This window comes from Catalinimonas alkaloidigena (assembly GCF_900100765.1).
GTDB lineage: Bacteria > Bacteroidota > Bacteroidia > Cytophagales > Flexibacteraceae > Mooreia > Mooreia alkaloidigena.
Window position 1 is genome coordinate 133819 of the sequence record NZ_FNFO01000004.1, and the last position, 23770, is coordinate 157588.

Annotated in this window: 19 protein-coding genes; 12 read left to right on the plus strand and 7 right to left on the minus strand. The window is 57.6% G+C overall.

The window, feature by feature from the left end:
- Positions 1-90: 90 nt before the first annotated feature.
- Positions 91-1317, minus strand: a complete 1227-nt coding sequence (eboE, locus tag BLR44_RS11445; protein WP_089681910.1) for a metabolite traffic protein EboE — start codon at positions 1315-1317, stop codon at positions 91-93.
- 60 nt (positions 1318-1377) lie between these two features.
- On the minus strand, positions 1378-2541 hold the full coding sequence (locus BLR44_RS11450) for a 3-dehydroquinate synthase (RefSeq protein WP_089681912.1): 1164 nt from the start codon (positions 2539-2541) through the stop codon (positions 1378-1380).
- Between the two features lie 497 nt (positions 2542-3038).
- Between BLR44_RS11450 and BLR44_RS11455 the strand changes: the two genes are divergently transcribed.
- Both BLR44_RS11455 and BLR44_RS11460 read left to right on the plus strand, forming a co-directional pair.
- Complete coding sequence (locus BLR44_RS11455) at positions 3039-4025, plus strand: c-type cytochrome (RefSeq protein ID WP_089681914.1); 987 nt, start codon at positions 3039-3041, stop codon at positions 4023-4025.
- Positions 4026-4125: 100 nt separating this feature from the next.
- Entirely contained in the window at positions 4126-5661 is a 1536-nt protein-coding gene (locus tag BLR44_RS11460) for a T9SS type A sorting domain-containing protein (RefSeq protein ID WP_176956002.1), read from the plus strand.
- Positions 5662-5719: 58 nt separating this feature from the next.
- On the opposite strand, the gene BLR44_RS11465 is transcribed toward BLR44_RS11460, so the two are convergent.
- The 4 genes from BLR44_RS11465 to BLR44_RS11480 all read right to left on the minus strand — a co-directional run bounded on the left by BLR44_RS11465 (position 5720) and on the right by BLR44_RS11480 (position 10276).
- A complete protein-coding gene (locus BLR44_RS11465) occupies positions 5720-6469 on the minus strand; it encodes an acyl-CoA desaturase (protein ID WP_089681918.1) in 750 nt (249 codons plus the stop codon).
- A gap of 113 nt (positions 6470-6582) precedes the next feature.
- Positions 6583-7095, minus strand: a complete 513-nt coding sequence (locus tag BLR44_RS11470) for a GreA/GreB family elongation factor (RefSeq protein ID WP_089681920.1) — start codon at positions 7093-7095, stop codon at positions 6583-6585.
- A 106-nt stretch (positions 7096-7201) separates the two neighbouring features.
- Positions 7202-8974, minus strand: a complete 1773-nt coding sequence (locus tag BLR44_RS11475) for a SpoIIE family protein phosphatase (protein WP_089681922.1) — start codon at positions 8972-8974, stop codon at positions 7202-7204.
- Between the two features lie 345 nt (positions 8975-9319).
- On the minus strand, positions 9320-10276 hold the full coding sequence (locus BLR44_RS11480) for an HNH endonuclease (protein ID WP_089681924.1): 957 nt from the start codon (positions 10274-10276) through the stop codon (positions 9320-9322).
- A 182-nt stretch (positions 10277-10458) separates the two neighbouring features.
- Here BLR44_RS11480 and BLR44_RS11485 point away from each other — a divergent pair, with 182 nt between their 5' ends.
- The 4 genes from BLR44_RS11485 to BLR44_RS11500 all read left to right on the plus strand — a co-directional run bounded on the left by BLR44_RS11485 (position 10459) and on the right by BLR44_RS11500 (position 13644).
- Entirely contained in the window at positions 10459-11070 is a 612-nt protein-coding gene (locus tag BLR44_RS11485) for a DUF6915 family protein (protein ID WP_089681926.1), read from the plus strand.
- Between the two features lies 1 nt (position 11071).
- A complete protein-coding gene (locus tag BLR44_RS11490; RefSeq protein ID WP_089681928.1) occupies positions 11072-12064 on the plus strand; it encodes a hypothetical protein in 993 nt (330 codons plus the stop codon).
- Between the two features lie 197 nt (positions 12065-12261).
- Complete coding sequence (locus tag BLR44_RS11495; protein ID WP_089681930.1) at positions 12262-12666, plus strand: hypothetical protein; 405 nt, start codon at positions 12262-12264, stop codon at positions 12664-12666.
- A gap of 108 nt (positions 12667-12774) precedes the next feature.
- Positions 12775-13644, plus strand: a complete 870-nt coding sequence (locus tag BLR44_RS11500; RefSeq protein ID WP_089681932.1) for an LEA/WHy family protein — start codon at positions 12775-12777, stop codon at positions 13642-13644.
- Positions 13645-13646: 2 nt separating this feature from the next.
- On the opposite strand, the gene BLR44_RS11505 is transcribed toward BLR44_RS11500, so the two are convergent.
- Positions 13647-14180 (minus strand): hypothetical protein, encoded by a 534-nt coding sequence (locus BLR44_RS11505; protein WP_143017243.1) that lies wholly within the window; start codon positions 14178-14180, stop codon positions 13647-13649.
- 159 nt (positions 14181-14339) lie between these two features.
- Between BLR44_RS11505 and BLR44_RS11510 the strand changes: the two genes are divergently transcribed.
- The 6 genes from BLR44_RS11510 (at position 14340) to BLR44_RS11535 (ending at position 23755) form a co-directional block, all read left to right on the plus strand.
- Positions 14340-15149 (plus strand): MBL fold metallo-hydrolase, encoded by an 810-nt coding sequence (locus tag BLR44_RS11510; protein ID WP_089681936.1) that lies wholly within the window; start codon positions 14340-14342, stop codon positions 15147-15149.
- Positions 15150-15153: 4 nt separating this feature from the next.
- On the plus strand, positions 15154-15855 hold the full coding sequence (locus BLR44_RS11515) for a DNA alkylation repair protein (protein ID WP_089681938.1): 702 nt from the start codon (positions 15154-15156) through the stop codon (positions 15853-15855).
- A 179-nt stretch (positions 15856-16034) separates the two neighbouring features.
- Positions 16035-16925 (plus strand): alpha/beta fold hydrolase, encoded by an 891-nt coding sequence (locus tag BLR44_RS11520; RefSeq protein WP_089681940.1) that lies wholly within the window; start codon positions 16035-16037, stop codon positions 16923-16925.
- A gap of 194 nt (positions 16926-17119) precedes the next feature.
- Positions 17120-20245, plus strand: a complete 3126-nt coding sequence (locus BLR44_RS11525; RefSeq protein ID WP_176956003.1) for a WGR domain-containing protein — start codon at positions 17120-17122, stop codon at positions 20243-20245.
- The gene (locus tag BLR44_RS11530) at positions 20235-21896 is read left to right on the plus strand and encodes a hypothetical protein (RefSeq protein ID WP_089681944.1); all 1662 of its coding nucleotides are present in this window, start codon (positions 20235-20237) and stop codon (positions 21894-21896) included. The genes BLR44_RS11525 and BLR44_RS11530 overlap by 11 nt, the downstream gene beginning before the upstream one ends.
- 281 nt (positions 21897-22177) lie before the next feature.
- A complete protein-coding gene (locus tag BLR44_RS11535) occupies positions 22178-23755 on the plus strand; it encodes a reverse transcriptase family protein (RefSeq protein WP_089681945.1) in 1578 nt (525 codons plus the stop codon).
- Positions 23756-23770: the final 15 nt, after the last annotated feature.

The window sequence follows — 23770 nt, forward strand, 5'->3', positions numbered from 1 at the left end:
GCGCTTTGCAAATTTGGTTGAGACCGAAAGGGCTAACCTGTCGGTCTTAAAAAAGTGTACGGCCTGTGTGCTTTCCAGTCCCGCCGTTATTTACCGGGTCGCGCTGCTAGTTTCCTGCCAGGTTTCTTCGACCCACTGCAGTTCGCGGACAATCGATTCGGCCAGGCTCATGCGGATTTCGGGGGGCAGCACCTCCCAGGTATACGTTTCGACTTCGAGGTGGCGGGTCACCTTCTGGGTTTTGAGCAGTTTCAGCACCGCGACAATGTCTTCCTGTGTGGAACTCAGCGCGCCGTAGCTCTTCAAAAAAATGGGTACGTGGAAATGGGTTCGCCACTCGACCGCATCGGATTTAGTCAACTGATCGAGGGCTTCCGGCAAATCGGGATACTGCACCAACGCGCCCGAAGTGGTTCGTTCTACGACCTGATGCAAATACGTCGATTCGACGAAGGGGCGCAGCGACTCTGCCGCCGTTAGCCGTTGTACCGGATCGGTCGGCAAGAACCACTTCAGCGCCGCGCTGATCTGAATTTTTCCGATGCGAATGCCTTCTTTGCGCAGCGTAGAAAAAACGTTAGCGGGCGCTTCGTAGGCCAGGGCAAAGTGGCATACGTCATAGCACAGCTGAATGTGATCTTTCAGGCACTGTTCCGCTTCCTGTGATGTCAGGCCCAATGCTTTCTGCAGGTAGGCGCCTCCTTCCGGCAACAGCCAGCCTTTAAAAAAGTCGACCACTTCCTGCGTGTTTTCCAATAGCCCGTCGGGCTCTGGTTCGATGTCTAGGTGCAACACCTGTCCGGTCTGCTGGCGGATGCGGTACAATTCTGCAGCGACTTCGGCCAAGTGCTCTGCTCCCACACGAAAGGCATGTTCCGTCGCGTCAGCATCGGTCAACCACGGTTTGTACGAAATCGGCGACGTGGAAATGCCGCCTTCGATGCCTTCCGGAAGAAGTTCCGCCAAGATACGGAACAGGCGAAGCGTATACTCGACCCGTTCGCGGGTGCGCCAGTCGGGCTTGTGGACGTTGGCTTTGACGCGCTGCCGGTGAAACCCACCGTAGGGAAAGCCATTCATCGTAAACACGTAACAGTGCTGTTCGGCCAGCCACGTCTTGAACTTCGGAAGTTCGTCCCGCTCCAGAATCTCACGGCTGGCCTGGTCGGACAGGCGAAGTCCGATGCCAAAGGGCTGGTGCAATTTGGCCTTGATGGTCGGTACGTACGTACGCAACGTCTGCGCCATGTCGTCCCACGATTCGCCGGGGTGAATGTTGGTGCAATACGTCAGGTGGTAGTCGGAAGAGAGCCGCATCGGCGTTGAAAAGTTGCGGAACGATCGCATGAACCGCCCGGAACCACAAGGTTAACAAATTCAGGATTGGATGGAAACGGGAATGCGCTGGTAGGCTTCCAGAAACAGGATCGCTTCTTTCATCAACGTTTCGTCGATTTCGTGCACTTCCACCCCTTTTCCCAGCTGTTCGAGCAGCATGATGGTCAGTTCGCCTCCCAGGTGCTCACGAAATTCCTGCAATCCTGCCAGCAGCGGCCATTCGTCGCCGTCACCGCCCAGTTCAGGCACGTAAAGTGTGAAACCCAGCGTACGCAGCAGTTGCAACACTTGGTCGCGCTCCGCTGTGGTCAGCATGCCTTTCAGGTGTGAGTAGACGGTGTCGAGGGCAATGCCGATGGCCACCGCTTCGCCGTGTCGTACCGAAAAGCCAGAGAGCGTTTCCAGCTTGTGCGCCGACCAATGGCCAAAATCGAGGGGACGCGACGAACCCATTTCGAACGGATCGCCGCCGGCAATGTGCTCCAGGTGCATGGCCGCACACCGGTGAATCAACTGGTGCATGGGTGCTGCCTCGCGGGCTGCCAGACGGGCCGCATCGCGCTGAATGGTGTCAAAAAAGACTTTGTCTTTGATCAGCGCTACTTTGATGGCCTCGGAGATGCCCCCACGCCAGTCGCGGTCGTCAAGGGTCGACAAAAACGCAAAGTCGTTGATGATGGCCTGCGGGGGAGCAAACGTGCCGAGGAAGTTTTTCTTGCCGAAAGCGTTGACGCTGTTTTTTACCCCGATGCCGGAATCGTTTTGAGACAGGACCGTGGTCGGGATGCGTACGTGACGAACGCCCCGGTGCGAAATTGTCGCCGCGAAACCGGCCATGTCGAGCACCGCACCGCCCCCGATCGCAATCAGGTACGAGTGACGGTCAATGCCCCGGACGTTGACGGCTTTCAGCAACTGGTCTACAAAATCGGGATCGTTTTTAACCGTTTCACCGCCCGTCACCACGAGCGGCTCCCCCGCTAACGTAAACTTCTGCGCATGGGCCTTGGCGTACGCCTTTATCTGTTTGAGCAACGCCGGGTGGTGTTCCACGACGCCACTGTCCACCACAAATAAGGCTTTGGGCGTACGGGCACTGGCCAGGACATCGGCCAAAATCGTATTGTCGGGGTGAAAGAGGCCCTCGGTAAAATAAACCGGGTAGTGGTACGAAACCGTAAAGTTCTGGTGAAGCGTCTGCATGCGATTGAAACAAAAAGCAAAGCTAGATAACACTGCGTTCTTGAAACGTAGTGGCCGTCAGCTATTTCTACAACGAAAGTTACGTGAAATTCATTTATCGGCTACGCAATTTCATTTTTTTGCGTTGGAGTTAGTTCGTGCATTGGACCGGAAAACGACGTTTGTAAGGTCATATGATGTTTCATTGCTAAGCACCACCGACATTCGTTTTCCTATAGCATTTGCAGCATCGTTCTTCCCCTCCCCGTTCGGTTTCCTGCCGCTTTTCTTTTCCTAAATACTTCTGACAGCTCACCAGATTGTTACCCCCTCTCGGTCTTGTCGTTAGTAAGCGCCCGCCCTGCGTCGCCACCGACCGCAAGCGTCGGGAATCTACAACGTAGCGCCTCACGGAAAAAGCATTTTTGTACCGGCGTTACGGATTGTGCGGCGCACCAGTTTCTCTCTTTCGGCAGGTCGTCGCCTCCGCGCCTCCAACCTCTTTCGATCCGCTATGTATGAAACCCCTCGTTAAAAAGATTCTTCTGGGCACCCTGGCGGTTCCCTGTCTGGCCCTGGCCGGGTTTGTGGGCACCGCGCAATTGCGTTGGGACCGTACGTTCGAAGCTCCTTATCCGGAAATCCGGGCCAGCTCCGATTCGGCGGTGGTCGCCCGCGGCAGTTACCTGGTGAACGGCCCGGCTCACTGTTCGTATTGTCACACGACGACCGATCAATGGCCGGCACTCGACAGCGGGGCGGTGCTCCCCCTGACGGGAGGCAACCGCTTTGTGCTACCGGTCGGTACGTTCATTACGCCCAACCTGACTCCCGATGTTGAGACGGGCATCGGACGGCGCTCCGACGCAGAGCTGGCCCGGATGCTACGCCACTCGGTACGTGCCGACGGACGGGCTGCGCTGCCCTTTATGCCGTTTCAGAACATGAGTGACGACGACCTGACGGCGATCATCTCTTACCTGCGTTCGCGGGAACCGGTCCGGCACGAAGTGCCGAATCACGACCTGACCATGATGGGCAAAGGCCTCATGGCGTTTCTGATCGAGCCGCAAGGCCCCGAAGGAACGCCTCCGCAGACCAGCCCGGCCCAGGCCCCGACGATTGCGCGGGGCAAATACCTGGCGAACAGCGTGGCAAACTGCGCCGGATGCCATACCAAACGAAGCCCGATGGATGGCTCAGCTATTGGCGAACCGTTTGCCGGGGGCATGGTGATGGAAGACGAGAAGAACCCGGATAAGATTTTTGTGACACCCAACCTGACTCCCGACGCAGCGACAGGACGCATTGCCCACTGGACAGAGGAGCAGTTCGTGGCCCGGTTCCGTGTACCCCGAAAAGCCTTCGAAGGCTCGCACATGCCCTGGATGGCCTTCCGACGCATGAGCGACGACGACGTGCGGGCCATTTACCGGTACCTGAATAGCCTCTCTCCCGTCGCGAATGCTACCGGTCCGTCTTACCAGGACAAGCCCGCCGACTAAACCATCTCCTTATTTTCTATACTTCACTCCTTTTGCCAGGAAGGATGGGCTTACGCTGTCCTTTCCACTCCTTTCTTTTAACCACGAATTACCTAGACCCATGCAACCCACCCCTCTCCGTCCGCGCACGCTGACGCCCCTACCTGCGCTGTTTGCCATGCTCCTCTGCTGGCTCTCCAGCCTGCACGCCACCGCCCAAACCACGCCAACCGTGCTGGAAGCTACTTTGCGTACCCGACAAACCGCCGAACCCCGCGGTAACGTGCTGGCCGTCCTGACGGCCGATACGGCACAACTTATCGGATTCTTCCACGGCACCACCGAATGGGGCAGTGTCAAACTATATGCGGGGCCCATCGGAGCCGAAGCTCCGATCTACATCGTCTCTTCGCTCGGCATGCCGGGCGTGGTGAAGGGCACCTTTGAATACTCGTTTGTGCCGACCGCTGAACAGGCACAGAAACTCCACGAGGGAGACTTCCACATTGAAGTCACTGCCCTGGCTGCGAACGACTCGGCCCGTTACCTGGAGGGCGCGCTACTCCCCCTACCGCTGCAAAATCCTACCGTGGTAGGCACGCATCTCTCTACCATCTGGCAGGGACGCCCGCGCCGCACCGGCAGCGCACTGGGCTACGTAGCGAGCGATTCGTTGTACCTGTTCGGTTTCTTTCTGACCGAAACGCCCTGGGGCAGTGTGAATTTGTACAAAGGCACCTTCCCCTCAGACGGCGAGCTGCTGGTGAACCTGGGCCTTTCGCTACCCACCCCGCCTGACTACACCAGTGGCTTTATGCACAAAGTACCCTTTAGTGCGCAGGAACGCGATGCACTGCTTGCCGGTCAGCTGCACATTGGCGTGCGAGATATGAGCAACCAGGGTCTTTTGCGCGGGCAAGTCTACACCTTCCCGAACCACACTCCCGGCAAAGTTCAGATGCTGGCCCCGGAGCCGGCCGACCGCTTTGTCTTTTCTGCCTCGACGGCTCCTGACAACGATAGCCTTTTGTTTGCGGTCGAATTTTCTGAAGCTACCGATCCGGACCAGCATCCGGTGCATTACTTCTGGGAGGCCACGCTACGCCAGGAGCATCTCGGGCACGTGCCCGCCAAATCTTTGATTTATGATCTGGGCACAGACAGCACGCGTCTTCCTTTTACCGTGGCGCAGGCGTACGAACTCTACAACGACCTGATCGCCCTGTATCCGGGCGCGCCCCTCCCGCCGGCCGAAGGCCTGACGGTTTTCCACCGGGTCATTTCCACCGACGGTTCGCACTATACCTGGAGCGATACGGCATCGTTCATGCTGGTGAACAGCGAAGTCACCCCTCTTGAAGAAAGACCGGAGTCCTGGCATGGCGTAGAACAGTTATCGTGCTTCCCCAATCCGGCCCGAGGAGCGACTACGTTGACGTTCCGATTGGATGAACCCGCACAGGTGGAGGTTCAGCTCTACGATGCACTGGGGCGCCTTGTGCTGACACCTTATCGGACGGCCATCCAAACCACTGGGGTACAACAAATTGCAGTAGCAACCGCAGGTCTGGCCCCGGGCACCTACAATTATCAGGTAATGGCGACAACGCACACCGCAACCCGAACTGGCCACGGCCGAATGGTCGTCGTCGAGTAACGCCCTTGTACATCCCGCGAAATGCCGATCCTTTCGAAAGAAGCGATCGGCATTTCGGTTACATGTAGGCGCGGTCCCGGTTGCGGCGCAACCGAATGATTCCTAGCGCATTGAATAACAAGATGATCGGGTAGGCAGGATCGAACTCATGCCACTTGAAGCCAAAGTTGGCCCGCCCTCCAAAGGCATGGTGGTTGTTGTGGTAGCTCTCCCCCATCATCAGAAAATCGAAGGGCAGGAGATTTTTGGCCGTATCGTCTACTTTGAAATTGGTATATCCGACTTTATGGGCGTACCAGTTGATGATGGCACCATGCACCGGCCCCATCAGGTAATGGATCGGCAAGAGCAAAAACAGCCACCAGGTCGTCGCGAACTGAATGTAAAACAGGGTGTAGAGGATTCCCCAGGCCAGCCGCACCGGCCAGCGGTCGCCCAACCATTCCATAAACGGCCAGTTGGGCACTCCCTTTTCAAATTTCGGGTCGAGCCCCGCCCGGTCGTTCAGAATGTCGTTGTAAATGGTTTTGGTGCGCCACATCATCTCGAACAAGTTTTTGGAGTACCGAGGCGAGTGCGGATCGCGTTCCGTATCGGCGTAGGCGTGGTGCAGGCGGTGCATGATGCCGTAGGCCCGCGGGCTCAGAAACGACGAACCCTGGAACACGAACGTCAGCACGTAGAAAATACGCTCCCAGCCCCGGCTCATTGTAAACATGCCGTGGGAGGCGTAGCGGTGCAGAAAAAACGTTTGGGCAAAAAGCGAGAGGTACCAATGGGCAGCAAAGAAGAGCAAAACAGGTAACATGCAAATTCCGATTCAGGTTGAACGGTCGCAAAAAAGCACCCAAGTGGCGCTCCTTCAATGACCGATCCCCCGGAAAAAGAATGATGTTAATCAGTTTCAGATAGCCCGTTGGGTCAGTCGTAAGCGATGGCGGTGATCTGCATGGTCTCTTCGCCGGTGCGGCTCCGTAATGTGACCCGATCGCCGACGTGACGTCCCATAAATTGGTGCGCAATCGGGGCGGTAAACGCAATGCGCCCTTCGGAGGCCGCAGCCTCGTCGACGCCGACAAACGTGAGTTGGCGTGGTTGGCCTTTGCCGGAAACCGGATGGAGGGTCACGGTCGCCCCAAAACGCACTTCGTCTTGCGGCTGACTTTGAGGGTCCAGGACTTTGGCGCTGGCCAGGCGCGGTTGCAGTTCGGCCAAACGGCCGTTGAGTTCGGCCAGTTTGCGGGTGCGTTCGGCCTCGTCGGTCTCGTGCGTTTGCACCTGTGTGCGTTCGGCCTCCAGGTCGGCCCGCTCCTGCTGCAACCGAGCCAGTCCCCGGGGCGTCACGTAGTTGGTCACGCCCGGCGGCAGGGGGGCCCGGGGCGGAATAAACACCTTGCGATCCGGGGCATCTTCTTTCAGAAAAGCGGTACTCATAACAAAAAGCGTTGACTCTTCTTACACAACGCACCGCGCCCCTTTCGGGTTTACCATCGCCCGTTTACCCCTGTATCAACGCCCAAGAGGCTCACCAACCCTCGTTTCAGGCGGGAGCACCCAGGCGGAAGCCCATTACTAGGATGTCGTCGGTTTGCTTGCCCCCATTTTTCCAGGCCTCGATGGTAGCATGAAGCACTTCCTGCTGCTTCTCCATCGGTTGCTGGTGGATGTCGAGCAACAACTGTTTGAAGCGTTTGGTCATGAACTTGCCGTTGTCCGGCCCTCCGAACTGATCCTGAAATCCGTCGGAAAAGAGGTAGAGCGTCGTGGGTTGATCGATCCGGATGATGTGTTTCTTGTATCCTCCTGCTTTTCGACGTTCCAGACTTCCCCCGATGGGATTGACGTCGCCTTTGATCTGGTAAAGTTCGCCGTTCTGGATGTACACCAGTGGATTCTTGGCTCCGGCAAATTCTACGACACCTTCGGCAGATCGGTAAACGCACAGGGCAGCGTCCATGCCATCTTTATTACCCGTGGTCTCTTGCTGCAGCGCCGTACGGATTTCCGTGTCGAGGTGGTCGAGTATGTGGTGCGGTTCATGTACCTGTCGGCCAACAATCCCATTCAACGTGTTGATGCCGATCATCGACATGAAGGCACCGGGGACGCCGTGTCCCGTACAGTCGACGGCCGCAAACGCTACGTCGGCGTGCGTATCGCGACGCACTTCGGCGATCCAGTAGAAATCACCACTCACCGAATCGCGCGGTTTAAACAGGACAAACGAATCGGGCAGTTGCTCACGACGGACGTTGCTGTGGTGCAGCATGGCCTCCTGGATGCGCTGAGCGTAGTTGATACTGCCCTGAATATCCTTGTGCTGGCGGGCGATGTCGTCGTGTTGCCGGGCGATTTCTTTGTTGGCGGTGACCTGTTTTCGGTAGCTGTAGACCATCACGCCGATCAGGGCCGACGCCATCAGTGCTACGATCAGAATGGCGTTACGAAAAAGGGCCGCCTTTTGCAGACGAACGTCCTGTTCCAGAATCTGCAAAGCCGCCAACTCCTTTTCCTTACTCAACAAGTCAATCTCCAGTCGCTGGTTTTCGCTAAGAGCTTCCGCCTCCCGCAGGGAAAGCGCGGTTTCCTGCAATGACGTCTGGGTAGCCAGCAGCGTGGTTTCCGTTTGGCGCAGCTGTTGGGTAGCCGCAATCCGCTCTTGTCCGGCTTGTTTCGCCTGCGCTTGCAGCGTTTTCAGATGCGCTTCGTTGGAAGCCAATCCTTCGTACAACGCCTGGTACTTGGCAGCCTTTGTCGCGTCGCCTTCTCGGGTGTACGCGTCGGCCAGCCAGGCATAGCACTTCTCCTGCAACGCCGCATCGCCTTCCCGAATCGCCAGCGAAAGGGCTTCTTCGAACGGCTCTAGTGCCCGCTTGGCCCGCCCCATTGCTACGTATCCTAGGCCTACGTCGACCAAGCTTTGTTTGATCCATGTCGTCTTTTTGAGTTCCTGAGCCGACTTCAGCGCTTTCTGGTAGTACGACACCGCTTTGTTGTGATTACCCTCCTTGCTGAGCAATGTGCCCATGCGTTGATTCGACAGGTACAGTAAGGTCAGGTCATCGGCTTTGCCGCCCCATTTAAGACTCTGTTCCAGGTAGTCGACGGCTTCGGTCGTCCGTCCCGCGGCTTCGTGCAGTTTGGCAAGCTCGTAACAGTAGAGGGAGGCTTTCTGGTGGTTTTTGTCCTGCAAGGCGCGCGTCAGCAGTTGCTCGAACTCTTCGAGCGAGGCGGGGGCACTTAGGGCAGGGATCACCAGCAAGAAGGCGAAAATTCGTACCCAGGTACGAAGCGTTTTTCGTAAAAGATGCATACTAACTAAAGAGAGGTTCGATGTCACTTGGCCTCACATCCGAGTAAAGTTTCAAAGTTACGAACCTCTTGCAGGGGCCTTCCGGGATTCAGGGATAGACCTGTCCCATGTCAGAACAGACTTCACTTCCGCGCAGCGACGAAGCTTCTTACCCAGGCAAATGCTGTGGCAATGCGCTGAGGATGTGACGTGTTACGCAAGAAAGCTGCGGAGAAGTAGCAGGATCGACAGGGCTTCTCTCCTATTCTGAGCATGTGAGAAGTGAAGCCCAATCGCAGGATAATGCCCGACCCATTTAAAACATTTAAACATATAATTGCACTTAACCCACTAGAACAAGCTCCATCATGACGGTTGCCGCCAGCGCAAATTTTCCAGGGAAGGCCAGTGGCTAGTGCTGTCGGGCAATCGGATTTGTAGCCCTTCGAATTGCCGAATGGAATAAGGACTCTCACCGATTTCCCGGAATCCGGCGGCCAGCCGAACGCGGTACGCATCGTCGATCCAGAACAGCCCTCGGTCGAACGCCCGGTGCAGCGTAGGCGTTAACGTCAAGCCGTTGGTCAGGGTATCGTCGTGCGTCTCACGGAATGGTACAATGTGGCAGGCATCGACCAGTTGAACATCGGCCGTGGCTTCTACCCGTAAACCCGACACACAACAGGCATAGCCGTACAGTTTGGGCACCTCCCGCTTAAAGACACCACTTCGTACAAACACTTCTTCTTCGTAAGTAATCGGGTCAAGGTCTCTGGCCAGTGCCTCGAACTGGGTTCGGTACGCGACCGGATCGTCTGCCGCCATGTGGTGCGCCAGTTGGGTCAGGTAAGTGGTGGTACCGTTCAGGGTCTTCTGCGGAAAATAGGCCTCCAGCAACGTCAGGCGGAGCACCTCCCGCGCCGCCGAATCCTGCATCAACAGGGCTAGCTCCGGTTCCAGTTGTACGTAAGCGACGGTATCCAGCAGGTTAGCAAAGCTGCGAATCGAATGGGAGGTTGTCAGCGCCACGCGCATGCCGGGTTGTTCTACCAGCCGCCAGTAGCCTCGTTTTTCTTTACTGAGATGGTAGAAAGGCAGTGAAAAGTTGGCGGTGTTCGCCGTATCGACCAGCTGCCGCCAGTAATCTTTGAACGTCGAAACCAGTTCCGCCGTAATGTACACCCTGCCATCTCTGATGCGCCCCGCCTCCACTTCGTGCAACACACTGAGGAGCAACACCGGCTTGTGCGGCGCTTTTCCGTAACGGGTCGTACCACGATTCAGCTTCTGAAATGCGTGTTGATAATAAGCAAGGGAACGCAAGCGCTGACAGGTTTCGGTTGGATGAATGCCATCAAAGATAAAAGTAAAGCCCTAAACCCCAACGTGTTGCCGTACACACGTCATTCCTCCCCTTTCCACACAGCGTAAGGTTTTGAGCGGAGTGCCTTTTTTGTTTTCCGACCGAGGTAACATCTTGGCGACCCTGATTCCACTTGCTCTGCATGAACGCTGTTAAACACGCCGAACTTTCTGTCCACCGCCGGGGAGGCCACCGCGACGATTACTATCCGCTGCACGATTTTATGGACAGTACCAAGGAGTTGTGCAGCGACAACCGGCACCGGATTTTGCACACGCTGTGGGGCATCAAACGCGTGATCATTCCCATTTTCGGGCATACGCTGACCAACGCCGACGGCAAGCGGATCAACGTCAAAGACCTTTGTGAACAGGACCACGTGTTGCCCGACTACCGCAATCGCTTTATCCCTACGCTGGCCGACTTTGCCGAAGCCGTAGAAGCCAATCCGGATGACGCCCACCGGCTGCAGACGTTCTTCAACGCGTATCAGCACGACGAACCGCTGCGCGATCTGCTGCTGTCGCCCCTTTCGCAAACGGGACGCCTTAAATCGCTCTGGTTCACCCACAACAGCTGGTTTCTGAACGAGATTGTCCCACGCGTGCTGAACCGTCCGCCCCGGTTTCAGGAGTTCAGCCTTTCGCCGGCCGATTTCTTCCGCCGGATGCGCTTCGAACCGTGGATGGACAACGGCCACGGGGTGCCGCCCAGCGCTCAGCAAACCCTCTCTTTACTTCACCCTTCTTCCTGATATGGCAACCTTTGGACTACACAAACGCTGGTTTTTCTATACCGACGAATGGTACGTAACCGACCACACCCTGGCCGGATGCGTCGGACAGTACGCTACGCAGGCCGAAGCCCAGGCGCAGCAACGCATCTACGACCGGCAGGCCCTGAAAAACATGGGGAGTGGGGACTATCTGCGCGACCTGGCCGGTTTTTTCGAAAGCAACGGGCAGGAAGTGCAACAGCAGTTGGTCCTGTTTGCCCGCAGCCAGGGATGGGAGGACCACTTGCGCGAGCATACCTACCACAACAGCGATAAAACGTATTTTGAGCTTTCGCTTCCCGCGGATGCAACCGACGCGCAACTGGACACGGTGCTGGACATCACGGGGGCGTCGTTTCACGTCGTCGTCGAGTATAAAGCAGTAAAATCGTATGCCTACATCCGGTGGAACTACGACTTCTGGGGCAAGAAAGCGTTCGCGATGCTGAAGACAGAAGGGCAGCTGGATTCCCGTTCTCCGTACATTGCCGGCCAGCCGCGAAAAGGCTATTACCTGATTCATAAGCCCCTCAAAAGACGCAAAACGGCGAAGTTCCCTTCGGTCGAAGCGGCCTGGCAGGAGGCCCTGGCGACGTTTCTGCGACTCCGCGACGCCCTCCCCGACTCTACGTTTCTGGGAAAGCATTACGTAGAAGACTGGTCGGACGAGGTGGTTTTCCTGATGGCGTACCTGGCCCACTGCCAAAGCCTGACGCTCACCCACGAAGTCGTCACCCCTGTGAATCAGAAAACCATCCAGTCGAAACTCCGGAAGCTGAAGTCGAACCGCTTCCTGACCGAAGGCATGAAATTCTTTCAACTCGAGTGGCCCGCCCCGGCCGCCGTCACGCCCGAAGAACTGCAGGGGCTGATCGAGTTACTGCGCGTCAAGCCGTTCGAGGTCATTCCAATGGTCAGCGAAGTCAATGGACAGGAAATTCGCGAGTACAATCCGGAATCCACCACGTTCTGACCAGCGTCAAACGTCCCTAGCTCTTCCAGGGTATAGTTTCATTTGCCGGACAACGTTTGCCGCGGGCATCCACCCGATTGCCGCCCGCTCGATAGAGGAGATCCGCCCAAGAGTAATTATCTTTGTATAGCTTCGCAAGGAGCCACTTTTACGGCTTCTGGACCGCTACTTACTCGCCCGCAAACGCTAACTTTCCCATGCCACTCCCCACCGAAGAGGAACTCGACCGCTACTACCTCCTCAAGCAACAAGGCCACAGCTACCGCGAAATCCGCGAACGCATGTACGCGCAAGGACACGAAGAGGACGTGGTGAAAGCCGTGATCGAACTGATCGACGAGTGGGAGTTGGAGGACGTTGAGGCGCAACAGCAGCGGCGGCAGACGCTTCTTTCGATCGTGATCGGCGGGATTCTACTCGTCGCAGGCGTGGCACTGGCCATCGGCACCTACCGGCGGGGCTACAAGCAGTTTGTGGTGGCCGTAGGGATGCTGACCATCGGCATTGGCATGTTTCTGCGTGGTCTGAATCGCCGCTCCAAAGGCCCCCATGCCGTCCGGAAAGACCGCCGCTCGGCGTTCATCCGCAACTGGGGGCGGTGACCCCGGGCAACCGGAAGCGGGCATCCGCACCGCCTCTTCCTGCGCTCGCATCGGCACAAACCCGCCCTCGTTTTCCAAACCATCAGCGCTCACGGCTGTTCTGTTCCTATGAAGAAAGGAATTATTGTGGGCGGTTGCCTGGTGCTCGTCCTCCTGCTCCTCGGGCTGTTTGGGAAATCCATGCTGCAAAGCCTCGCTCCGGAAATTAAAGACGTTACGCACGTTTCAGGGACGGCCGTTTATGACAAGGCGTACGAGCGCTTGACGTTCGTTATGGAGAACCACCTGATGGTGCCGATCCATTTCGACAGTGTCTTCGTTGATTCGTACGCCGACGGACAGAAAGTAGTCACCATTCGTCGCGAGCGCGATTTCCGGCTGGGGGCACTGGCCACCGACACGGTCAGCTACGAAGCCACAATTGACCAGCAGGACTTGCTCGACATCCTTCAGGAGGCGGAAGCGAACGATCAGGATTCCATCGACCTGCACCACACGGGCGTGTTGTATTACCACTTGCTCGGCACAAGCCTGGAAATTCCGATAGATGTCACCACCAAGATCAAGGCCTACCGCCTGCCCAAGTTCCGGGTGAAAGAGGTAACGTGGGATCGTTTTCTGGCGCTGAAAGGCGATTTGCACCTCAACGTATGGAACCGCACCGAGTTTGCCTTTACGGTGCAGCGCGTGGATCTGCACATCCGCGTGCAGGACAACGCCCTCGAAACCGACATTCGGAAGGAGGTTGACTTTTCGATTCCGGCGCATGACAGCACTGACGTCACGGTCCCGTTCGATTTCGACATCAACCTGTTGAAAACCCTCGGTGAAGTGGTGAAGGAGGGCTTACGCTGGGAGTACGAACTGCAGGGAGAAGTGGAAATTGTGGTGCCGCGCCACGACGGCGAACCAGGCGATACGATCCCCATCGACCTCTATACCAAAGACCGATTGCCGCCCCTGGTTGGAAAGAAATAACCTCAAAACCGCGCGGTACTGCCGATGCTCATCACCCAGACGATGTTGCCCTGGGTATCGTTTTGCAGCATCGGACCGGTATGAAACGCGAGCCACGGTAACGGCCGGATCACCAGCTCCGGCTTGACGGTGTAGCCCACGCCCCACTCCCGCTCCGTCTCGCCTGCATCATAGTAGGGCGTTATTTGAAAAAATCGCTGTGCCATAAACGTGAAGTGCCGCACGTACGTCCCGACGCCCAACTGTACCGACACCGGCGAACGCGGGGCCAGCACGGCATACAATGTGGCCTCGCCACTGAAGGCATAGGCACTTGAACTGCGTCCCGGAAAGTAGAGCGCACGTCCCCCCACACCGCCGTACAGGTGGTCGATGAACCGATGCTGGTATTCGGCCGACACGCTGGTCCCGTACAGATCGCCGGAGCCTGTAAAAGCAAGCCCCACATCCGTGCGGAGTCCGTGAGTCAACGTGGGCTGCGCCCGCAGGATCGTCAGCGGGAGCAGCATCGCAACAAGTAGAAAGGAACGTATCATACCGTAACGAACGTAAAACGGCCACGGAAAGATAAAAGTGGACACCGCTATTTTCATTGTCCGGTGCCCGAAAGTCCGGGTTGACGCCCGCCGGCCTGTCCCAGACTGGCACAACAAGCCGGCACCCCTTACCTTCGTGTCGGTCACGCCCTGATGCTTATGCCTTACTTCCTCTGCCTTACCTGCGGCACGCAACACGCCGCCTCCGATGCGCCGCCGGCCCAGTGCCTCATCTGCGAAGACGAACGCCAGTACGTCGGTCACCAGGGGCAACAGTGGACTACGCTTGACGCCCTGCAGCAAACGCACCGGAACCGTATGGAAGAAGTAGAACCGCACCTGACCGGCATCGGTACGGAACCCGGCTTTGCCATCGGACAGCGGGCGCTGCTGGTACAAACACCCGCCGGCAACCTCCTGTGGGACTGCATTTCGCTACTTGACGACAACACCATCCGGGCGGTACAGGCGCTCGGCGGTGTGCAGGCCATTGCCATTTCCCATCCGCATTACTATGCAAGTATGGTCGCGTGGAGCGAAGCGTTCGACCGTGCGCCCATCTACCTGCACGCGGCCGACCGGTCGTGGGTGATGCGCCCGCATCCCAGCATCCGTTTCTGGGAAGGCGAAACCCTGGCACTGTGGGACACGCTGACGCTGATCCGCTGTGGGGGCCACTTCGAAGGCGGTACCGTACTGCATTGGCCCCACGGCGCCAACAAACAAGGCGCACTGCTGACCGGCGATATCATCCAGGTGGTACAAGACCGGCGCTTCGTGAGTTTTATGCGCAGTTACCCCAACCTGATTCCCCTGCCCGCGTCGGCGGTACGACACATCGTCGCGGCGGTAGAACCGTTCGCTTTCGACCGGATTTACGGGGCGTGGTGGCCCGCCCTTGTCGCCCGCGAGGCCAAAACCGCGGTACGCCGATCGGCCGCGCGGTACATTCACGCCCTTCAGGACTGACGCCATGCTTACAACTGTTCAGGCACGTTTGGAACAAGCGAGTAATCCGTCGGACGCGCTGTTTCTGCAACGCTATTTCAAAACCGGCCCCGGCGAATACGGCGAAGGCGACCGGTTTCGGGGCATCCGGATGCCGCCCCTTCGGGCACTGGCCCGCGAGTTTCGGACGTTGCCGCTGCCGGAGGTCGAGCGCTTGCTCCGTTCGCCGTTTCACGAAGACCGGATGCTGGCGCTTCTGATGCTGGTGCTGCATTTTTCCAAAGGCGCACCCCCTACACAAGCGACGGTGTACCAACTTTACCTCCGCGCTACGGCCCACATCAACAACTGGGATTTGGTCGACAATTCGGCCCCTGCCATCGTTGGCGGTTATCTGTACGACAAAGACCGCGCACCCCTGTACACCCTTGCCCGGTCGGCCAGCCTCTGGGAACGACGCATCGCCCTCGTCGCTACGTTCTACTTTTTGCGAAAGGGAGAGTTCCGCGACTCGTTGCAACTGGTCGAATTACTACTAACCGACCGGCACGACCTGATTCATAAGGCGATGGGCTGGGTGCTCCGCGAAATCGGAAAACGCAATCAGGAGGCGGAAGAAGAATTCCTTCGCGCACAGTACCGGCGCCTCCCCCGCACCACGCTCCGTTACGCCATCGAGCGATTTCCTGAGCCACTCCGGCAAGCGTACCTGAAAGGACGCGTGTAAGGTTTAGCGTTTTTCTTCACCAGAATCGGTCTGTTCCAACTCACACGCCGCCTGAATAATAATTCGAATAGTAACTTGTGTATTCAGGATATTATCATTCAATATTCAACCTTTATCGATCCTTTCCGTTTTATAAACGGACAACTCGTCATCACACAATCACATAAATTTTCATTTATATGAATTTCTTTGAGAAAACATCTCCGCAGGGAGAAACTATAAATATTGCGTACGAAGACTACGGACAAGGCCAACCGGTGGTCCTGATTCACGGATGGCCGCTAAGCCAGCGCATGTGGGAATACCAACGCTTTCCATTGGTAGAAGCGGGTTACCGCGTGATCTCGTACGACCGCCGCGGCTTCGGCGACTCGTCCAAACCCTGGAACGGTTACGACTACGATTCGCTCACAAGCGATTTAAAAGACCTGCTCGATCACCTCGACTTACAGAACGTCGTGCTGGTCGGCTTTTCGATGGGCGGCGGCGAAGTAGCCCGTTATTTTAAGAATTACGGTGGCGAACGCATCGCAAAAGCGGTATTGATCAGCGCCGTGACGCCGTTTATGGCCCGTACGGACGACAACCCCAACGGCGTGAAACAGGAGGTATTCGACGAAATAATGCAGGGCCTGAAAGAAGACCGCCTCGGGTTTCTGGAAGACTTTGGAAAGCAGTTTTTTGGCGTCAACATGCTGAGCAAACCCATTAGCCAGGCCTCGATGAACTTTTACCTAACTCTGGAAGGCCTGGCGTCCCCACGTGCCACCCGCAAGTGCGCCAAAGCCTTTGCCCAGACGGATTTCCGGCATGACGTGCAACAAATCAACGTACCCACGCTGATCGTACACGGCAGTAGCGATAAGACGGTGCCCATCGAAACGAGCGGTGACCAGGCGGCGAAACTGATTCCGGATAACCACTATCGGGTATTCGAGGGAGCGCCTCATGGCCTGTTCTTTACCCACAAAACCGAATTGAACAACGCACTGATGGAGTTCTTAGGCCACCCTGTCGCCAGCACGTCGGCAAGTCGCGTGGACGAACCCTCTTCTGCCATTCAGATTTGACATTTCGTAACATCTAGGTAACTGCAAAAGGTCGGGGAAACGCTCCGGCCTTTTGTGGTTTCAGGCGCGGCATGAAGCAACGTGACCGGGTTGGTCGCCCGCCGTGCCCCATTCGTTTCCCGGATTTCCCGCCACGGCATTTTTCTCCTGTTTTTCAATTGGATCGCATACGAGGTTTTGGTAACTCGCCTCGGATGAAGCTCTTACAAAACGTCACCCTGTGGTTTCAGGCAGGCCATTCCGATAAAGTATACGAAGTCGATCTAGTAGAAACGCCGCAGGGGTTTCTGGTCAATTTCCGGTACGGCCGCCGCGGAGCAACGCTACGCGACGGCACCAAAACCCCCTCGCCCGTTTCCGAAGCCGAAGCGCAGCAAGTGTTTGACAAGCTCATTGCAAGCAAGAAAAAAGAAGGGTACCGCGAAACCACTGTCGCGCCGGCCGTCACCACTGCGCCTCCCCTCCACGTCTCTGCCGAAACGCCTTCCCGGTTGTTGCAACAGCTACATGCTGCGTTACAGCAAGGTGATACTTCCGAGCGGCCGCTAACCCGGCTGGTTTGGCAGGTGGGTGAGTTGCGCCTGCCCGAAGCCGTGCCCCTGTTGGTGCAGCAGCTTCCCCGCGCCGATGAGTTGCAACAATATTGTATCGTTTGGGCCCTGGGTCGGTGCGGTAGTAAAGACGCGGTGCCGGTACTGGAACAGCTTTACCAGGGAAAAGCCACCAAAGAAAAAGTACGGCGGATTACCCACGCGGCACTCCTGGCCCTGACGGATGGTCCTACACGGAGAGTCGTACTCGATGCCGTCTTGACCGAATTGCCCGCCGATCTGGCAAAAGAAGTTCGTCGGGGCTCGACCGCAACGGCACGATCCGTCGCTGAGCGCCATCTCGCTCGTCCCAAGCATGCCTACCTGTTGGAACTTCTCTACCTGCTCGCACCCGATTTTCCGGCCGCCCGCGAGGTAGTGTCGAGGCAACTCCGTACAATGCCACTGGAAGCGGGCACCTTCCGGTCGCTCCGGCATATTTTCAAAATCGCTGAGTTCCGGGACGATGCCGCCGTTTTTGCACAACTGGCCTACCGTTTTGAGAAAGCTAAGCACGCCTTTCGGCAAGGGTCGTCGTACTACCGTCGTCAACGCATCTACCTCGATGGCGAGTGGGTGCCTGTACAGCAGGAGCTAACCCAAGAAAACAGTCGGCTGGCTTACTCGGAACGGACCCGCCACTACCTGCGTCGACGGGTCTGGCGTACGCTCCGGCGTTTGGGAGAGCGAGGTGATGCCGATTATACCGCCTGGGCTGCCCAGGTACTGCTCCAGTTTTCTGATGCGCAGGATCAGGGCGAAGTCCGGACGATCCGCCGGTCGTGGTGGGACTGGAAGGCCCGGATGATGCGCGAAAAAGTCAAGTATTACGACACCTACGCCGGCTACCTGGCGTTCAATCACATTCTCTACACCAACAGTCCGCGCTACGAACTGAAACGCAATCGCTGGGCCTGGACTTGCCAGGGCGAATACCAACCCGGCCAACCTGCCCCCAACGCGCGCGAAGAGGCCTTCCCTCAGCTTTGGGACAAGAGTCCAGAGCCGATCCTGCTGCTGTTAAGTGAAAGCACCAGCGAACGCGTATTGCAGTTTGCCGAGAAGGTGTTTCGGGCCAATCCCTCGTTCAGTAAACACATCAAAGTAGCGCATCTGGTGAAGATGCTGCAACAGCCGTCGCTTCTTGTGAACCGGCTGGCCCTGGAACTGGCCGCGGCCCATTACGACCCGGCTGCGCCGGATTTGGCGCTGGTCCGTGCGATGTTGCAAAGTCCGCTGGTGGAAGCGCGCGACCTGGGCTGGACGTGGGTCGAAGCCCAAACGGCGTATTTCCTTCACGAGACGCTCTTGTTCGCCGATCTGTTATTGAGTCCGTTTGCCGACGTGCAGGAGCGGGCGCATCAGGAACTCGCGCAGGCTACGCTACCGGAAACACAGACCGAACTGATGGTGGCGCACGTGCTGGCGCAGGTACTCCAATGTTCTTCGGAAGCGGATCGCCCTTGTCTGGAGCGTGCGGCACTGTTTCTCCCCACCCTCTTCGAAAAGAAACTACAAAACCTGCCGCTGGCGCAGATCGATCAACTGTTGCACCACCCGCTGCCGGAGGTGCAGGCCCTGGCCGGACGCATTCTACTGATTCACCAGACGCCGGTCAGCGACCTGCCCCCGGAGTTGTTAGGCACCCTGACCGGTTCGCCGCACGCCGCCGTACGTCAGGTAGGCGTGGCGCTGTTCGGCAAACAGACCGACGACGAACTGCTGGCCGCACCGAACCTGCTGCTGGCCTTTGCCACGGCTCCCTATCCGGAAGTACGCGAAGCCGTACGGCCCATCGTCCAACGGCTGGCAGCCGGTCACCCCGACTTTGGCACCACCCTACTGGAGCAACTGCTGCCGTTCTTGCGCCGGAAAGAAACCTATGAAGGACTGCACGACGACCTGCTGACGCTGGTACAGGAGGCACTGCCCGAAGCGTTACGACAGCTCAGCCCGGAAACGGCCTGGGAATTTCTCACCTCCCGCCGCCCGACGTCACAACGATTGGGTGCACAGTTGCTGGGCACCACGCTCCGGGGCGAGGCGCTTTCGGTACGGCAGTTGGTCCGGCTGGCCAACCACGAGATGTTGTCCGTTCGCCAGTGGGTGGGGGCGCAATTCGAAGCGCAGACCGACCGCATGAAAACACAACCGGCCGAAGCGTTACGGCTGCTCGATGCATCGTGGGAGGATGCCCGGCAGTTCGGCTTTGCCTACTTCGAGCAGCATTTCGATGAAGCGACCTGGACACCGGAGCTGCTGGTTTCCGTTTGTGATAGCACTCGGCCCGACGTGCAAGCGTTCGGTCGGAAGCTGCTCGATCAGTACTTTAAGAAAGAAGACGGACAGACGTATCTGGTGCAACTGAGTCAGCACCCCGCCCCGGCCTTGCAACAGCAGGCAACACAGTACCTTGAAGACTACGCCGCCGGGAAACCCGATGTGCTGGAAACACTCACGCCCTATTTTCAGACCGTGCTTTCGCAAGTCAACCGCAGCGGCCGGGCCAAGCGCGACGTATTCGCCTTCTTGAAAGCCGAAGCGCTCAAAAGCCGGGCGGCCGCCGAGATCATCGCGCCCCTCATCACGCGCCAGTCCCTCACGATGGCCGTAGCCGACAAAGCCGCGTGCCTGCAAATTTTACGCGACCTGCGCCAGGCGTATCCCGATCTGGAGCAACCGCTTTCCATTCGTTCTGTTCGTACCTATTCCTCTGATCATGCAGTTTGAACATAAATACCTGGGGCAATCGTCCGTAACCAGCCAGGCCCGGTCGGTCGACATGCAGTTTACGCCCGACCTCTACCGTCCGCCGACGTTCTTTTCGGGCAAACTGGCCCAACCCATCGCGTTTCGGGAGGCCATGTCGGCGCTGCACCACGTGGTCGTTTCCGACCTGCGCTTTCATCCGAGAGACAAGTCCGACTACAAGGCGTGGGCCGCACAACAGGAAATCGCTCAGCTGGAAGAGTTGATGGCGGGGCGGGGCGAGTTGCGCGCACAAATTCAGGGGTTGCGCGAGCAGTTGGGCACGGTTCACGAAGCGATGCACAAGATCCGTAAGCCGTTTTACGACGCCCGGCAAAAGTTTTTCCAGTACATCTACCAACGCGACAAAGACCTCTGGTTCGTGCTCGATCCGGTCATCACGGTCCATCCCGACGAAGTCTTTTTCGAGTGTTTCAGCCAGGACGAATCGAGCTACGGCAAGCTGAGTTGCAACTTCGAGGTGTTCCGCGACATGCAGGAGTTTGCCTGTGGCACGACCAACATCGACTACTCGGCGGCGCTGTACAACGAGTTTCAGAAGATCCGCGACTACAAAGAGACCAAACTACACATCGACCCGAACGGGTTTGTGGTGCAAACCACGAACGAAGATGCCTTTACAGAGGTCAAGATCGACCTGCCCGACAGTTGGGTGCGTGGCTTTCTGCAAGTAAGCTCGGCGATGACGATGCCCATGATTCAGGTCGACCTGCACCCGATGGACGTCCACAACCTGTGCTTTGTGCTGCGTCGCCAGAAAGAAAAGATAGGTCCGCGTTCGCTCCGCTACCTACTGACGCCCGGTGAGCCAGTGAAATTACTGCTGGAGCCCTGGAACCTGGAGATCACATGCCCCCGCTCCATTTATACCGGCAGCGAGGCGCACAATATTCGCGTGTGGGGCCGCCGACGGCTTCTGATTCTGGAGCGGTTAGTTCCGGTGGCCCGGAAGTTTACCGTCCATCTCCTTGGCACAGGCATGCCTTCGTTCTACCAGGCCGACCTGGGCGATCTTCAGTTCACGCTGGGACTTTCGGGCTGGACGGCCAACGACTGGTCGCAGGCGGGGAACTTCGACCTGCTCGCGCCGCGAACGCAGGTCGATCTGGTGACGAAAGAAAAGATTTTCCAGGCGCTGAAAAAAGAGTGGTACGGCACTTCGACGGCGTTGAGCCAACGTCTTGGGTTAGAGAACCGCGTGGTGGAAGGTGCGCTGGCGGCTTACACGCAGGCGGGCCGCGTCATCTACGATCTGAACAAAGGCGTCTACCGCGTGCGGGAACTGAGTCAGGAACCGCTGGCCCTTGATCAATTGCGGTTTTCGAATCCGCGCGAAGAAGAAGCCTCACGACTGGTGCAGGAAGGTAAGGTGCTGATTACCACCGAAAATCGTACGGACGAAGGGCTGCAGCTGGTCGGGCGGGTGGAGGACAGACGGCGGACGTTTCATCCGAAACTGCACCTCGACCGGGACGAGCGCATCACCTCGGCCGAATGCACATGTAACTTCTATCAGCAAAATAAGCTGTATCAGGGCCCTTGTGGCCATATGCTGGCCCTGAGGCTAGCGCAACAACGGAAAGGGTGGTATTCGCCGATGTCGATGAATTAGCGCTTTTTCCACTTGTATACTTCTGAAAATCAAAACAATTTGAACCCGCAGTGACGCAGCCTCCACACCTTGCAACCCGGGCGGTGGATCGCCGTCCATGCACGTAGCTTTCGCTCGCATCACAGGCACACTCTTGACGGTGGCTGGTACACTACTACCCCTGATTGCAGTGTGATTTCCGGGAACTCAATGCGTAGGGGTAGTAGTGTACCAGCCTTGAGTTGAGTGCTCCCGTCCCCAGAATGTTCGAAGGTAGGCTCGCGTCACTGCTTTTTCCACTCATGGCTGAAGAAACGCCCCCGCAACCCCGCACCCGTCAGGAACTTTACGATCAGGTCCGTCAGTCGTCGCGCGAAGCGGTAACGCTCCGCGAAATGGCCCGCATGGGCTTCTGGCCGAAAGGCCAAGGCATTCCCCCGATTCCGCAAGCGCTGTTGGAAAAGCAGCAAGCACTGCAACAGGAGTTGCAACCGCTCGTCGAGCAGAGCCGCAAGATGGAAGACCGGGTGCGGATGCTGAAAGAACTCCGGAAGAAACGGATGGCGGAATCGCGCCAGAAGCGGAAAGAAACCAAAGAACGACGCGAACGGGAACGGCAGGCCCGGCAGGCCGCCTGGGAGCAGCGCAAAACGCACGAAATTCTTTACCTGGGTGAAGGGGTTTCAGGCGGTCTGTCGCAAACGGACGACGATGCGCAAAAGCTCCAGCATTACCAGCTGCCCCGGTTCGAAAACGCGAAAGCCCTCGCCGAAGACATGGGCATTACGGTCAACGCATTACGATTCCTGGCCTACAACCGCCCCGTCTCGACCCTGACGCACTACCAGCGGTTTACCATGCCAAAAAAAACGGGTGGACAACGGCTGATTTCGGCCCCCATGCCGCGCCTAAAAGACGCGCAATACTGGGTGCTACACCACCTCCTGCAACTGCTGCCGGTCCACGAAGCGGTACACGGCTTTTGCGCAGGACGTTCGATCGTCAGCAACGCGAGGCCGCACGTCGGTCGACAGGTGGTACTCAACTTTGATTTGAAAGATTTCTTTCCGACGCTGACGTATACCCGCATCAAAGGGCTGTTTTGCGCGTTAGGGTACGCCGAAGCCATCGCTACGCCGCTCGCGCTGCTCTGCACCGAACCCGATACGGACGAGGTGACGCTCGACGGACAAACGTACTACGTCGCCAACGGCGAACGCTACCTGCCGCAAGGTGCCCCGACCAGCCCGGCCCTGACGAACCTGATCTGCCTCCGTCTGGACCGACGCCTCACGGGCTTGGCTACAAAACTTGGTTTTACCTACACCCGCTACGCCGACGACCTGACGTTCTCGGCCGATGCGGAGGGTATGAAGCACATCAATACGCTACGCGTGATGCTGCACCGCATTGTGGAAGAAGAAGGCTTTCAGGTACATCCGGATAAAAGCCGCGTCATGCGGAAGGGCAGCAAGCAGGAAGTCACTGGCATTGTCGTGAACGAAAAACCGGGCGTAGACCGCGCGACCCTGCGTCGCTTCCGGGCGCTGCTGTTCCAGATCGAAAAGGACGGGATTGCCGGCAAGCGCTGGGGCACGTCGCCCGACGTAGTGGCCGCCATCCACGGGTATGCCAACTTCGTCGCGATGGTCGATCCTGAGAAAGGTAAAGCGCTGCAGGAGCGCGTGGCCCGGATCATCGCCACGGTAGCGCCTCACTTCAAAAAACGTCCCCGGAAAACTTATCCGGCCCGGTCGGGCAAGTGGTTGCAAACCGCTTCCTCGGAGGCGTCGTCTTCGGAAGCATCCACGGACTCCGGCAATGTCAACGCAATTCCAGAGCCACCCGCCGCCAAAAAGCCCTGGTGGAAATTCTGGTAGTTTTACCTTTCGAGC

What these genes read in the sequence shown, in the direction of transcription:
- BLR44_RS11500 (WP_089681932.1), top strand. Translation starts at nt 12,775, where the DNA reads ATGAAGAAAGGAATTATTGTGGGCGGTTGCCTGGTGCTCGTCCTCCTG.
- BLR44_RS11470 (WP_089681920.1), bottom strand. Translation starts at nt 7,095, where the DNA reads ATGAGTACCGCTTTTCTGAAAGAAGATGCCCCGGATCGCAAGGTGTTT.
- BLR44_RS11510 (WP_089681936.1), top strand. Translation starts at nt 14,340, where the DNA reads ATGCCTTACTTCCTCTGCCTTACCTGCGGCACGCAACACGCCGCCTCC.
- BLR44_RS11495 (WP_089681930.1), top strand. Translation starts at nt 12,262, where the DNA reads ATGCCACTCCCCACCGAAGAGGAACTCGACCGCTACTACCTCCTCAAG.
- BLR44_RS11485 (WP_089681926.1), top strand. Translation starts at nt 10,459, where the DNA reads ATGAACGCTGTTAAACACGCCGAACTTTCTGTCCACCGCCGGGGAGGC.
- BLR44_RS11455 (WP_089681914.1), top strand. Translation starts at nt 3,039, where the DNA reads ATGAAACCCCTCGTTAAAAAGATTCTTCTGGGCACCCTGGCGGTTCCC.
- BLR44_RS11520 (WP_089681940.1), top strand. Translation starts at nt 16,035, where the DNA reads ATGAATTTCTTTGAGAAAACATCTCCGCAGGGAGAAACTATAAATATT.
- BLR44_RS11515 (WP_089681938.1), top strand. Translation starts at nt 15,154, where the DNA reads ATGCTTACAACTGTTCAGGCACGTTTGGAACAAGCGAGTAATCCGTCG.
- BLR44_RS11450 (WP_089681912.1), bottom strand. Translation starts at nt 2,541, where the DNA reads ATGCAGACGCTTCACCAGAACTTTACGGTTTCGTACCACTACCCGGTT.
- BLR44_RS11465 (WP_089681918.1), bottom strand. Translation starts at nt 6,469, where the DNA reads ATGTTACCTGTTTTGCTCTTCTTTGCTGCCCATTGGTACCTCTCGCTT.
- BLR44_RS11525 (WP_176956003.1), top strand. Translation starts at nt 17,120, where the DNA reads ATGAAGCTCTTACAAAACGTCACCCTGTGGTTTCAGGCAGGCCATTCC.
- BLR44_RS11490 (WP_089681928.1), top strand. Translation starts at nt 11,072, where the DNA reads ATGGCAACCTTTGGACTACACAAACGCTGGTTTTTCTATACCGACGAA.
- BLR44_RS11460 (WP_176956002.1), top strand. Translation starts at nt 4,126, where the DNA reads ATGCAACCCACCCCTCTCCGTCCGCGCACGCTGACGCCCCTACCTGCG.
- BLR44_RS11475 (WP_089681922.1), bottom strand. Translation starts at nt 8,974, where the DNA reads ATGCATCTTTTACGAAAAACGCTTCGTACCTGGGTACGAATTTTCGCC.
- BLR44_RS11505 (WP_143017243.1), bottom strand. Translation starts at nt 14,180, where the DNA reads ATGATACGTTCCTTTCTACTTGTTGCGATGCTGCTCCCGCTGACGATC.
- BLR44_RS11535 (WP_089681945.1), top strand. Translation starts at nt 22,178, where the DNA reads ATGGCTGAAGAAACGCCCCCGCAACCCCGCACCCGTCAGGAACTTTAC.
- BLR44_RS11530 (WP_089681944.1), top strand. Translation starts at nt 20,235, where the DNA reads ATGCAGTTTGAACATAAATACCTGGGGCAATCGTCCGTAACCAGCCAG.
- eboE (WP_089681910.1), bottom strand. Translation starts at nt 1,317, where the DNA reads ATGCGGCTCTCTTCCGACTACCACCTGACGTATTGCACCAACATTCAC.